The organism is Burkholderia sp. ABCPW 111 (assembly GCF_000773065.1).
Taxonomy (GTDB): Bacteria; Pseudomonadota; Gammaproteobacteria; order Burkholderiales; family Burkholderiaceae; genus Burkholderia; species Burkholderia savannae.
This window is the reverse complement of record NZ_JPWT01000055.1, coordinates 144,100-157,363: the sequence shown is the minus strand read 5'-3', so window position 1 is coordinate 157,363 and position 13,264 is coordinate 144,100. Positions and strand designations below refer to the sequence as shown.

At 70.0% G+C, this 13,264-nt stretch carries 8 protein-coding genes; 2 read left to right on the top strand and 6 right to left on the bottom strand.

The window, feature by feature from the left end; all coding sequences use genetic code 11:
• Positions 1-45: 45 nt before the first annotated feature.
• From X946_RS09145 to tssJ, 6 genes are all read right to left on the bottom strand, one after another.
• Positions 46-2,730: a serine/threonine-protein kinase gene (locus X946_RS09145; RefSeq protein ID WP_038746043.1), complete on the bottom strand. Its 2,685-nt coding sequence runs from the start codon at positions 2,728-2,730 to the stop codon at positions 46-48.
• A 214-nt stretch (positions 2,731-2,944) separates the two neighbouring features.
• A complete protein-coding gene (gene tagF, locus X946_RS33515) occupies positions 2,945-3,841 on the bottom strand; it encodes a type VI secretion system-associated protein TagF (protein ID WP_038746042.1) in 897 nt (298 codons plus the stop codon).
• A complete protein-coding gene (gene tssM, locus X946_RS09135; protein ID WP_038746039.1) occupies positions 3,838-7,476 on the bottom strand; it encodes a type VI secretion system membrane subunit TssM in 3,639 nt (1,212 codons plus the stop codon). Before tssM ends, tagF begins: the two co-directional genes overlap by 4 nt.
• 2 nt (positions 7,477-7,478) lie before the next feature.
• Positions 7,479-8,792, bottom strand: coding sequence for a DotU family type VI secretion system protein (locus tag X946_RS09130; protein ID WP_038746037.1), 1,314 nt, complete (start codon positions 8,790-8,792; stop codon positions 7,479-7,481).
• 15 nt (positions 8,793-8,807) lie between these two features.
• A complete protein-coding gene (gene tssK / locus X946_RS09125) occupies positions 8,808-10,190 on the bottom strand; it encodes a type VI secretion system baseplate subunit TssK (protein WP_038746035.1) in 1,383 nt (460 codons plus the stop codon).
• Complete coding sequence (gene tssJ / locus X946_RS09120; RefSeq protein ID WP_038746033.1) at positions 10,187-10,711, bottom strand: type VI secretion system lipoprotein TssJ; 525 nt, start codon at positions 10,709-10,711, stop codon at positions 10,187-10,189. The genes tssK and tssJ overlap by 4 nt, the downstream gene beginning before the upstream one ends.
• A 639-nt stretch (positions 10,712-11,350) precedes the next feature.
• On the opposite strand from tssJ, the gene X946_RS09115 reads away from it, so the two are divergent.
• Both X946_RS09115 and tagH read left to right on the top strand, forming a co-directional pair.
• The gene (locus tag X946_RS09115) at positions 11,351-11,758 is read left to right on the top strand and encodes a TssQ family T6SS-associated lipoprotein (protein WP_052145039.1); all 408 of its coding nucleotides are present in this window, start codon (positions 11,351-11,353) and stop codon (positions 11,756-11,758) included.
• Positions 11,759-11,807: 49 nt separating this feature from the next.
• Positions 11,808-13,232 (top strand): type VI secretion system-associated FHA domain protein TagH, encoded by a 1,425-nt coding sequence (gene tagH, locus X946_RS09110; RefSeq protein WP_038746031.1) that lies wholly within the window; start codon positions 11,808-11,810, stop codon positions 13,230-13,232.
• Positions 13,233-13,264 lie beyond the last annotated feature (32 nt).

The window sequence follows — 13,264 nt, the reverse complement described above, 5'->3', positions numbered from 1 at the left end:
CCCGTGGTTGAACCGGCGCCGGCGACGCGCGCCGCCATGTCGACGTCATTCGAACGCATAGTCGATGTTGATCGGTTTGCTGCCCGGATCGATCTTCACCGTGCGCCGCAGCGGCGGCAGCGTGCCGTTGCGGATCTCGATCTGATAGACGCCCGGCGCGAGCGACAGCGCGCGCAGCGGCGGGCTCGCGCCGCGCCTCACGCCGCTCACGTAGACGTCGCCCCACGGGCGCACGTGGAATCGCACGGGGATCGTCTCCTGCATATCCGGCGGGCGCTGATCGGCCGCGGCGGCGGCCTCCGCGGCGACGGACGTCGCCGGGGGCGGCGCGACGCCGCTCGCCGGCGAATTCGCGATCACCGTCTCCGTCGCATCGAGGCTGCCTTTCGGCGCGAGGTTCGCGGCAGGCGCGTGCTGCGCGGGCGCGCCGCCGGCGTCGTTCTTCGCGATCTGCGGCGGCGCGGGCTGCGCGCCTGGCGAGGTCGTCTGCGAAGGCTGAAGCGCGGCCTCGCTCGTGACCGTCGTCGCGACCGTCGGAGCGGGCGCGGGCGTGGGCGCGGTCGTGTCGGCGAGTGCGGCTGCGGGCGGCGGTGCCAGCGCGGGCGGCGGCTCGCGCTGCGCGAGCACGGACGCTGATGCGGGCGTGTCGCCGGGCGCGGGCGTTGCCGTCGCTGCCGTCGTCGCGGCCGGTGGCGGCGGCGCGCTCGCATTCGTCGCGGCCGGAGACGGGGGCCCGCTCACGTTCGTCGCGGCCGTCTCGGCGGGGCCGGACGGCTTCAGCAGAGACGCAACGCCGATGCCGATCGCCAGCACCGCCGCGAGCGCGCCGCCCGCGTAGGCAATCGTCCTCCGGTCGCGCAGCCGGTTGCGCACGTCGCCGCGCAGCGCGGCCGGACGCGCCGCAGCGGATGTGCCCGGCGTGGATACGCCCGGCGTGGATACGCCCGGCGTGGATGCGCCCGGCGTGGATGCGCCCGGCGTGGATGCGGCAGACGCAAACGCACCCGACGCAGATGCGGCGAAAGCGGATGCGCCGGAGGGCGATGCAGCCGCCCTCGAAGCGCCTGCCGCATGCCCCGTTCCGGCCGCCGGCATCGCGCCCGCCCCCGCGTTCTCGCGCGCCCCGGTCGCGTCGCGCGCAAGCGGCATTTCGGATGTGCGCCGCCCGTCGGCCCCGGACGGCGGCCTGCCGTCGCTCGACGCCGATGCGGACTGCCGCGACGCGTCGCCCGCGACCGGCCGCGCCGGCAGCGAATCCTGCTCGCTCGCATGCCCGCGCGGCGGCGGCTGCGGCGCCGCGCGCTCGACGCCGGACTGCGAGCGCGAGGCATCGCGATCGTCCGTCGGACGTCGCGGCGGCGGCGACGGCGCGGCCGCCGCCTCATCCGGTTTCGCGGCCGCCGCGCCGCGCTCGCCCGCTTGTCGATACGATTGCAATTGCGCTTGTTCCGCGCCGGAACGCGCCGACGTCGCCCGTTCGTCATCGGCCTGCCGATGCTGCGGCTCGGCCGCCGACGCGCCCGGCTCGACGCCGCCCTGCGCGGCGGCGGCCGAACCGGCGTCTGCCTGCCGATGCGGGCTCGACTGTCGCGCGCGCTCGCCGTCGGGCCACGCCGCCGTCGCCGCCGCATCCGCGTTGTCGCTTCGCCCCGCGCCGGACGAACCGGACGCCGCCGCCTGCTCCGCGCCGGAACGCGCCGCGCCCGCATCCCGATCGCTCTCGGGCTCGCGCGGCTGCGCTTGCGTCGGCGTCGCCGGCATCGGCGACACATAAGGCGGCCGATCGAATTCGCGCAGCCCGAGCTCCGCCGCGAATTCCGCGACCGACTCCGGCCGGTCGGCGATCTTCAGTTGCAGCGCATGGTCGATCGCCGCGAGAAACGCCGGGCTGTAAGGCTCGCGCGCCGTCAGCTCGCGCGCCGCGAGCGGCCGGTAGGTGTCCTTGATGCTGCGCACGACCGCCGCGGGCGGCAGTTCGCCCGCAACCATCGCGTGCATCACCGCGCCGAGCGCGTACAGATCGGTCCACGGCCCCTGGCCGAACGCCGGGTCGTCGGTGTATTGCTCGATCGGCGCGTAGCCCGGCTTGATCATCATCGCACTGTCGTCGACGAGATCGCCGATCCGTTTGCGCGCCGCGCCGAAGTCGAGCAGGATCGGATTGCCGTCGGGGCGGATCAGGATGTTGTCGAGCGCGATGTCGCGATGAAAGCACTGCGCGCGATGCAGCGTGTCGAGCGCGCCGAGCAGCGCGGCGACGATGTTGCGCAGCTGCGTCTCGCCCATCTGCGCGCCGCCGTCGAGCAGTTGCTTGAGCGTGCGCCCTTCGTAGAACGGCATCACCATGTACGCGGTGCCGTGGCTCTCCCAGAAATGCAGAACCTTGACGAGCCCCGGATGATCGAACTGCGCAAGCAGCCGCGCCTCGTTGAGGAACGCGCTGCGGCCCGCGTCGAACGCCTGCGCGAAGCGCTCGGAGCGCAGCGACACCGTGTAGTCGCCGCCGCGCGTCGCGAGCATCGACGGCATGTATTCCTTGATCGCGACCGCGCGCCGCAGCGTGCGGTCGAACGCGCGATAGACGATGCCGAAGCCGCCGACGCCGAGCACTTCGTCCAGCTGCAATTCGCCGAGACGATGGCCGAGCGGCAGCGGGCGCACCGCGAATTCGGCGGCCGCGCTGCGCGTCACGGTTTCCTGCTCGTTGTCTCTCGAAAATGCATCCGTCATGTGCCACCTCTCGATTCCGCGAACCGCGGCCGCCTCGGGCCGACGCCGCGAGCCGGTCCGTCGCGTGATGGCGCGCGGCATCGCGCGCGCCGTTCCATCCGCCGCCGTTGCGCGCCTTCTTCACTGCGCGCCTTAGTCGTTCGACTTAGCTGTTCGACTTAGCTGTTCGCCTTCGTTGTGTGTCTTCGTTGTGTGTCTTCGTTGCGCGCCTTCGTTACACGCCGTGCTGGACGCCGCCGAACAGCCGCAGGAACAAGCGGCTGTCCGGCGCGCCCGTGTGCGCGTGCGTGCGCAGCGGCGATCCGTCGGCGCGATTGGTCCACCAGAAGCTCGTCGAGCCATGCGGATCGAAGTACTGTGAAAGCCCGGGCCACGCGGGCGCCGCGGGCGGGCCCGGCAGCGGTTGGGCGAACGAGCTGTCGTCCTCGTCGCCGCTTTCGCCTGCCCCACCGATCTCTCCCACTCCACCGATCTCGCCTGCCCCACCGATCTCTCCCGCTCCACCGATCTCGCCGGTCCCACCGATCTCGCCGGCACCGCCGATTTCCCCACGCTCACCGGCCTCGCCGCGTTCACCGTTCCAGCCCCTCCAACCGCTTGCGCCTCGCCCGCCGCCCGCGCCGCCGAACAGCGCCGGCTGCACGACGCCCGGCACGAGCCGCACCCGCGCGAGCGTCTGCTCGAGCTGCACCGGCGCGCGCGAGTGCCTGATCGCATCGAGCAACGCGCTGCCGACCTGCCAGTAAAACGCGTCGGCGACATCGGGCAGCCCGCCCCAGTAATCGGCGGTGCGCATCGGCAGCGTCGCGATCACCGGGTAGTAGCGGCCGACGCGATCGCAGCTCGGCGCGAGGCAGCCGGGCTGCACGCATTGCGCGCCCGCGCCCGCCGGAATCAGAAAGTTCCAGACCGGCGCAACCGTGTAGTAGCGCTCGATTTCGTCAGCGCCGCGCTGGCGCATCGCCGCCATTCCCTGCTGGAGCCAGCGCTCCCACCAGCCGGCGAGCTCGTGCGGCAGCCGGTGGTTGACGAAGTCGCCCGCGCCCGGAATCTTTCCGTACCAGGCGGGCGGCTCGCCGTCGCGGGCGAGCGGCGTCGGCGTCGTGCTCATTGCTTCGGAGGACATGTAAAGGACTCCATCTGCGGCAACCGGAATGGATTGCGGACGCTGCTCGCCGTCACCTGCAGCACGATCGGCTTGCCGTCGACCGAAAATCTCGCGACCATCTGCTCGGGCGCCCGCCCGCCCGACACGCCCGCGCGATCGAACAGCCGATGCAGCGCCCACGGCCCCTCGGTCGTGAAGCCGCCCGCCGCGCCCGACTGCTCGGTCACCTGCAGCCGCACCTGATTGCTGCCGCGCGTGCCGGGCCACTGCACCGCGGTCGGCACCTGCGGGCCGTGCGCGTAGCGGACGATCTGGCCGTCGATATCGAGCACCATCTCCGAAATCGACGGGTCCATTTCGAGCGGCACGATCTCGACCTTGATCTGCGCGGTCCGCGCGCCGCCTCCGAAGTAGACGTCGCGGATCACCGCAGCTTTCTCGAACGCGCCGAGCATCGCGGCCGCCGACGGGTCCGCGTCGGCGTTGCGGTTGTTGAAGCGCCACGGATGCGCGGCCGTGTCGACGAGCGATTGCAGGTTCTTCTGGAAGAAGTCGTCCATCAGGCCGCCCGCCGCGAACAGCTGCGCGAAATCGGACGGCGCGACGTCGCGCGCCGCGCCGCGCGCGAACGGATAGCGCCCGGCGATCGCCTGCCGGCAGAAGTCGCCGACGTTCGCGCCCGCGCGCTGCGCGACGTTGCGCTGCTCGACGCTCGCGACGCTGCCGTTCGCGACGTTCGACAAATCGTCGAGCACCTCGCGAAACGGCGTCGGCAGCCGGCCCGCCTGCGCGCGCAGCCGCGCGGGCGCATCCGACGGCGGCGGCGTCGCGCCGCTGCGCAGCGCGTCGTCGGTCGCGCTCAGGTACGTGTACAGCGCGTCGATCGCCTTCAGCACCGCGTCGAACGACGCCGCCTGATCGCCGCTGCCCGGCGCGAACGTGCGCAGCCCCGCGAAGTGGCTGTCGACGACCTGCTCGGGGCTCGCGGGCGCCGCGGCCGCCGCGGCCGCCGCGCCCGCGTCCGCGCCCGGCTGGCCCGCGAAGATCTGCGCGAGCGAGCTGCGCGCCTCGTCGACCTTGTCCTGCGCGCGCGACGCGAGGTTGCGCGCGCCGCCCGGCGCATCGCCGAGCGGCGTGTCGCGCGCGAGCGCCACCATCAGCCGCGTGAGCGGCGAATCGGCCGACGAGAGCGTGCGCGCCACCTGGATGCTCTGCGTGAGCGTTACCGTGCGCTGCAGGCGGATGTCGGCCAGATAGTCGTCCCAGGTCTTGATGTAATCGTTCAGATAGAGCTGGCGGATGTCGCGCGCCCACGCGGCGGCGTCGGCCGGATTCGGAATCTCGGATGCGCCGAGGTTCAGCACCCACACCTCCTCGCGCCCGTACGCATCGATCGCGCCGGGCAGGCGCGGCGCGAACACGTTCCGGTAGCCGTTGCGCGTGTAGAAGCCCGGCACGCCGTCGGCGAGGCTCTTGCCGCTCTGCCGCCGATAGACGAGCGACGCGTCCGGCCCGACCGCGCGCGCGACGCTGAAGTCGTACGACGCGGTGCTCGGCCGCAGCGTGCGCGCGAGCTGCCGGTACAGCCGCTGCGAGAACGGCGCTTGCCGCAGCCGCTCGCGGACATCGGCCACGAGCCGCTCGTTCATCGGAAACGGCGACACCGCGACGCGATCGCCGAACAGCGCGTCGAGATGCGCGCGCAGCGCGCTGCGTTGCGCGGACGAGAAATCGGCGGGCAGCGAGCGCTCCATTTCGAGATCGACGACGGCCTGCACGAACGCGGGATCGTAATGCGCGCTGTCGTAGAGCATCAGATACGCCTTCAGCGCCGCGTACGCGTATTCGATCTCGTCCGGCTGCGCGTCGCGCAGCGCCGCCTCCATCCGGCTCGCGGCGATCGGCAGCAGCACGTCGTCGAGCGCGCGCCGGTAGACGGCGTCGCTCGCCTCCTCGATCTTCTCGCCCTGAAAAAGGCCCCAGCGATACGCGAGCGGCGGATGCCGCAAGTCGACGCCGCCCGCGTTCGGCAGGCCGCTCAGCTCGTCGAGCACCGGCAGCAGCTGGACGATATCGGCCGCGCCCGTGAACTTCGCGCGGCCGATCTGCGCGTCGACCGCGGGCACGCGCGCGGCGACCTGGTCGAGATAGTCGCGATTGCGCGAATAGCTGCGCAGCCACCCGAACAGCACCGCCGCGCACAGCAGCACGATCGCCGCATAGCCGACGATCTGCAGCACGCGTCGCCGCTGATGCCAGCGCAGGTTGCTGCCGGCGAGCGCGGCCTCGCGGAAGATGTGGTCCTGCAGCAGCGACCTCAGAAAGAAGCTGCGCCCGCTCGAGCCCGCCTGCGCGGCGGGCGGCACGCCCTCGATCTTCAGGAAGCGCTTGATCCCGCTCATCACGCGGTCGAACGCGGTGCCTTCCTGCGTGCCGCTCGTCAGATAGACGCCGCGCAGCATCGGCATCGGCTCGAAGCTCGACACGGAGAACACCTCGGCGACGAACTGGCCGAGCATGTCCTGCAGATCGGCGATCTGCTGCGGCAACAGATACGTCATCTCGCGCTGGCGCGCGTCGGTCTGCGACGCGAGCAGCTCGGGCAGCCCGTCGTTCAGGCGCTTGTGCAGCAGCCGGTATTCGCGATCGAACGCCGCGCGCAGATCGAAGCCCGGCGCTTCGCTCTCGGCGAGCGGGAACGTGAAGCCCCACACCTGCGCGCATTCGGCGCGGCCGAAGCCGCCGAAATATTCGGCGAAGCCGGCGAGCAGATCCGCTTTCGTCACGAGCAGATACACCGGAAAGCGGATGCCGAGCTGCGCGCGCAGCTCGAGCAGGCGCTTGCGCAGCACCATCGCGTGCTGCGTGCGCTCCGCCTCCGACGCGCCGAGCAGATCCGCGACGCTGATCGTCAGCATCGCGCCGTTCAGCGGCTGGCGCGCGCGGTACTTCTTCAGCAGATCGACGAAGCCCTTCCATTCGGCCTCGTCGAGCGCACGGTTGCTCTCGTGCGTCGTGTAACGGCCGGCGGTGTCGATCAACACCGCGTCGTTCGTGAACCACCAGTCGCAATGCCGCGTGCCGCCGACGCCGCGAATCGCCGCGCGCCCGAACTGCTCGGCGAGCGGAAAGCTGAGCCCCGAATTGACGAGCGCCGTCGTCTTGCCCGAGCCCGGCGCGCCGATGAACACGTACCAAGGCAATTGATACAGATACTGGCGCGACATCCGCTCGAGCCACTGCGGCAGGCCCTTGCGCGCGGCGTCCGCGGTGTCGAAGCGGACTTTCTTCAGGAGCGTCGCGGCCTCGTCGAAACGGCTGCGCAGTTCCTCGAGTTGGGCCCGCGCCGGATCGCCCGCCGCGGCGGGCCGCGACGCCGCCTCGCGCAACTGGTTCAGCAGCTGCGCGTTCAGTTGACCCGCGCGCCAGTTGCGCCACGCAATCCGCGCGCCCCACGCGACGAACAGCACCGCGATCGTGACGGCGCGCACCCAGCCGCTCTCGAACGGGCGGACATCGGCGAACGCGACGAGCGGCCCCGCGAGCCAGATGAAGCACGCCAGCACGACGAGGCCGGCGAACGTCCAGATTTCCCGCGAAGGCAGCGGGCGAACGATGCGTGCGACAGCGTGGCTCATGCTCAGGGCGTCTCCTTCGTTGCGCGCGCCGCGTCGCTGCCGGGCGCGAGCATCAGCGTGATCTCGACGCGCCGGTTGCGCGCGCGGTTCGCGGGCGAATCGTTCGGCGCGACGGGATCGAGCGTGCCGCGCCCTTCGGCCGTGATCCGCTCCGCGCGGTCCAGGCGCGCGGCGATCAGGCTGCGGACCGCCTCCGCGCGCTCGCGCGACAGGTCCCAGTTCGACGCGAAGCGCGCGGTGTGCACGGGCGTGTCGTCGGTGTAGCCGCTCACGCGCACGCTGCCCGGCACCTTGTTCAGCGCGTCGGCCACGCGCATCAGCACCGGCGCGTAGCGATCGATCACCGACGTCGAGCCCGATTGGAACAGGCCGTCGCCGCGCAGCACGATCACGCTGCGATCGGCCTCGTCGCGCACGGTCACGAGGCCCGCGACGATCTCCGGCTCGAGGAACTTCGCGACGCGCGGCGCGGGCGCCGGACGCGCCGCGGGCTGCGCCGGCTGCAGCTTCGGCACGTGCAGCGCATCGATCGACGCGAACAGCCGATCCGAATGCCCGGCGAGCGCAATGCGCAGGCCCGCGAACACCGCGAAGCCCGCGAGCAGCGCGAGCGCCGCGCACACCCACAGCGGCACAGCGAAGCGCCGCGTGACTTCGCGCGTGACGACGTCGCGCCAGTGCGGCGACAGCGCCGGCTCGAATTCGCCGCGCACCGAGCGGATCGTCTGCGCGAGCTGGCGGCGCACGGAGTCGAGCTGCGCGCGACCGTTGTCGAGCACGCGATAGCGCCCCTCGAAGCCGAGCGCGAGACAGAAGTAGAGCAGCTCGAGCAGATCCAGATGCTGACGCGGCTGCTGCGACAGCCGTTCGAGCAGATGGAAGAACTTCTCGCCGCCCCACGTCTCGTTATGGAACGACACGAGCAGACTGTGCGACGACCACACGCTGCCGCCCCACGGCGTCAGCGCGGCCGCCTCGTCGAGCGCGGTGCACAGGCAGTAGCGCGCGCCGATGATCGCCTCGGACGCGACGCCCGCCTGCTGCGCGCGCTCCTCGAACTGCCGGATCTCGACGACGAGATGCTCGCGCAGCCACGCGGGATTCGGATGATGAACCGTCGAGCGGATCTGCGGCACGAGGTTGAGCAGCGGATTCGCCGCCGCGACGAGCGGATTCGTGCCGCTCGCCGCCCAGCGGCCCGGCCTCGGCTGCGCCGCGCCCGCGGCCGCCGACGCGGCGCCCGGATGCACGCCGCCGGGGTTCGGCGGCACGAACCCGCCCGTGCCGGCCGAGAACGAATCGGAAGAAGAGTTCATCGCGCCATCCCGCCCTCACCCGCGAATCGCCCAGAACTCCATCGAGAGTCCCGGAAATTCGCCGGCGAAATGAAATGCGAGGCCGCCGGAGCGTTCGAGCTGCTTCCACATCTCGCCGCCCTTGTCGATCTCGAAATACGTGTGGCCCGCGTGATACGGAATCTGCCGGGGCGCGACCGGCAATTGCCGCATCGCGATGCCCGGCAGCTGCAATTGCACGAGATCGCGAATCCGCTCGACGGGCCCGAGCTTCGCCTGCGTCGGGAAGCGCGCGCGCAGGCTGTCGGCCGGCACGTCGGCGCGCACCGCGAGCACGAAGCCCGCGGTGTCGCGCAGCGCCGGATCGGCGATCGTCGCGATCTTCATCCCGTTGCCCGCGTCGCGCAGCTCGATCTGGATCGCGTTCTGCTCGAGCACCGTCGACAGCGAGCGCCGCAGCTCGGCCATCAGCTCGCCGAAGCTCGTGCGCAGATCGTCGTGCCGATAGATCGCGAGCGTCTGCGGCCGCCGGCCCGCCGCGGTGAACGTGCTCAGATCGCACGCGAGCTTCAGCCAGTCGCAGAACAGCGTCTCCGGATGCGCGGCGACGTCCTGCTGCGCGTGCCACGTGAGCGCCAGATAGCGGTTGACGAGCTGCAGCAGCAGGAAGTCGGCCACTTCGGACACGCCGCCGCGCCCCGGCTCCGACAGGCGCTCGGCGAGCGCCTCGCTGCGCTGCGTCAGCAGCCCGTGCAGCTCGCGCGTGTGGCGCAGCAGCACCGGATCGCGCTGCGCGACGAGCCGCGGCGCAATGTAGCCGTCGTCGACGACGAGGCGCCCGTCGGTGCGCCGCTCGACGACGCGCGCGACGCCGAGCGCTTCCCAATCGCCCGTCAGCTCCGATTCGAGCATCAGGCGCACGTTCAGGCGCCCGGTCTGCAAGAGCGCCGGGCCGAGCGCGACCTCGTTCGCGTCGGCGACTTCGTATTCGCGCACGACGTAGCGCGCGAAGCCCGCGTCGCCGTTGCCGTCGGCATCCGCGCCGAACGACACCTCCTGCGCGCCGCCGCGCCACAGCGGCAGCGCGAGCACGACGAGCTGATCCTTCGCGTCGGCGGGCACGTCGAGCGGCTCGGGCCGATCGTCGGGATGCGCGAGATCGAACGGCGTGCCGTCGCGCATCACGCCGGACGCGGCGTGCAACGCGACCTTGCCGAGCGCGAGCAGCTCGCGGTCGAGCTGCAAATCGTCGAAGCCCCAGTAGAAGCCCTGCAGCGGCAGGCAGCGCATGCCGACGTAGCGCTCCCAATGCCGCTCGAGCTGCTGGAAATGCTGCGGACGCAGGAACATGCCCTCGGTCCAGATCACGCGCTGGCGCAGCGCCGCAGCAGGGGTCGCGGACAATGCCGGCTCGTTCATTGGCGTACTCGCGAATCGCCGCCGAGGCCGATGCCGATGCCGCCGTTCTTGACCGCGATCGACAGCTTCATTTCGCTCGGCGAGGTTTGCCAGAATCGGTACAGGTTCAGTTGCTTCGCGCGCGGCAGCGGCACGGTGAGCCGCCAGCGGTTCTTCTCGAGCACGCGATACTCGGCGACGATGCCGAGCGCGCTCGCGTCGACGTTGCCGCGATAGTGGAGCGTGCGCGCGTCGCCCGGCCGCAGGATGATCCGGTCGATGCCGAGCAGATCCGGGCCGAGCGCGCTCTCCGGCTTGTCCTGCAGCGAGAAGAAATCGGCGGTCTCGAACGCGGACGCCGTCTTCAGCTGGAACACCTTCAGCACGATCGGCGACGGCTTGCGATTGATGTCCGGATTGACGTCGGGCGCGACGTCGAGCGTGATCGAATACGGCACCGCAACGGAACGCTCGGTCGCCCCGCATCCCGAAAGCAGCAGCACGCATCCCAATACGATGTAGCCGCCTGATCGCCGTCGCATTTTATGTGTCATTTCTCGCATCGCAACAAGATGCCCGCCGGCTTCCCCAAGCGGAATCCGGACCGAATTAAAAACAAGTGACGATCTTTTTTAGGTCGATTAATTAATAATTTCCATTTCCTTTCACTGATGTTTCACCCGGAAATTTCATCGAATAGAAAGCCGGGTCAAATCACCAATAAATCCTGGAGAATTGAAATTCCTGGAAATTCGAGTAGCTGAATTACTTCCTGACAATGCCTGACATCATTCACGGGACTGATTCGTTGCGGCCGCCCGTTCCAAGTTCGCGAACGCCAGCCGGGTAGACGCGACGCACCTCGCCGCCGCCTGGCGCGGACGGTCCTGCGCGGAGCCTATTTCGTGCCGAGCCCTTTATGCCGCCGGATGGGCGGCGGGCTTTTACGCACTGGGATGAGCGCTGCCAAACAACCGACGAAAATAAAAAGCACATCGAACTATAGGTTCAACTTTCGCGCTTCACAAGGCATGGCCCGGTCGAGAAGCGGACTTTAATCAGACTTATTGTTTCAAGATGAAACAAAAAGTAACAGCCGGTCCATTTCCAATTATCGGAACTAGAATCCAACAGCACGGCGCGCCACCCTTTCCCATTCACTTAAAACCGTCAATTCAAGAATGAAAGGCCGATCGTCGCTTTATATTTTCCTTGGCTTTTTCTTGGCGGGGATTGGCGGTTGCGGCACGAATTCCCCGAATTCCCCGGCTTCCCCGACTCAGACCGCCGCGCAGGCCACGGTCGACGGCGCGCGCGCCGCCTACGACGCGGGCGACTACGGGCGCGCGATTTCGCTGCTCGGCGCGCACGCGCGCGAGATCGACGGCGCCGACGCCAACACGCAAGTCACCGCGCACAAGCTGCTCGCGTTCAGCTATTGCTTGAAGAGGCGCGTCACGCAATGCCGCGCCGAGTTCTCGAGAATCCTCGACATCAATCCGCGCTTCGATCTGTCCCCTGCCGAAAAGGGGCATCCGATCTGGGGGCCGGCGTTCGAGGCCGCGCGTCGCAAACATGCGTCGTCCTGAACAAATCGGTTTCCAGGCGAACGCTTCATCCACTGAACGACGTATCGACATGCAACTGATCGTTATCGAACACGCGGGCGAGCCGGTCGGCACCGATGACCGCAACGCCGTCGTGTTTCATCCGCCGGGCGGCACCATCGGCCGGGACAGCGACAATCATCTCGTGCTGCGCGACGACACGCGCCAGATCTCGCGCCTTCAGGCGTTGCTGCAAGTGGGCGACGACGCGTGCCTGCTGAAGAACCTGAGCAGCGTGTCGACGATCGAGGTGAACCGCGTGCCGATCGGCTATGCGCAGGCGCAGCGCCTCAACATGGGCGACATCATCCGGATCGGGCCATATCTGCTGCGCGCGGAGCCCGACGATGCCGCGATCGAGCGGACCATCGAAGCGTCATCGGCGGCGGGCGCTCCGTCCGCATCGCGCATGGACGCGAAAGGCGCGGGCAACAAACTGTGGGGCCTGCTGCACGACCGCTTCGGGCTCGGCAGGACGCCCGCCGGCGGCGACGAGTCCGGCGCGCGGCCGGCCACGGCCGTCGAGCGCCCCGGCGCGGCGCGGCGCCCGGATGCGTCGGCCTGCGCCGCGCCGCGCGAGCTGCATCAACTATCGACCGATCCGCTCGACCTGTTCGCGCAGCCGCAAGCCGGCCTGGACGCGCCGGCGGGCGGCGCGCGGGACGGCCATCGTCACGCGCCGCCGCCCGCCGCGCAATCGGATCACGCGCCCGAATGGACGCATCACGTCCGCGTGCAGCCCGCCGCGACCGCGGCGCAGCCGGATTCGACGCCGCACGCGCGCGCCGCGAATTCCGCCGACGCGGCCGGCATGCCCGCGCGCGCGCGCGCATCGACGCCCGCAAAGCCCGCGACGCCCGAGAACTTGCTGCAGGCGTTCTTCGAGGGCGCGGGCCTCGACACCGCGGCCGAATCGCATCGCTGGTCCGCCGAGCAGCTGTTCATCGCGGGGCAACTGCTCGCGCTCTTCGCGAACGGCACGGTCGAGCTGCTGTCGTCGCGCAGCATCCTGAAACGCGAAGTGAAGGCCGACATGACGATGCTGCTCGATCGCGAGAACAATCCGCTGAAGCTGCTGCCGGACGGCAGCGCGGTGCTGCGCCAGATGTTCGGGCTGCCGCTGCCGGGGTTCATGTCGCCGCAAAGCGCGGTGTCCGACGCGTTCCAGGATCTGCACGCGCACCAGATCGGCATGGTGGCCGGCATGCGCGCCGCGTTGATGGACCTGTTGACGCGCTTCTCGCCGCAGCGCCTGCGCGAGCGCGCCGTCGCGCCGCAGTGGTACGAGAAGCGCCTGCCCGCGCTGTACAAGGCGCGTCTGTGGGACCGCTATGCGACGACGCACCGCGACACGCTGTTCGCGATCGAAGACGATTTCGCGTCCGTGTTCGGCAAGGCGTTTCTGGCCGCGTACGATGCGGAAGTGGAAAGCTATCGCGGGCGCGGCAGAAGCTGATTCGCCTTCGTCGACACGGCGAATTCCGAAGG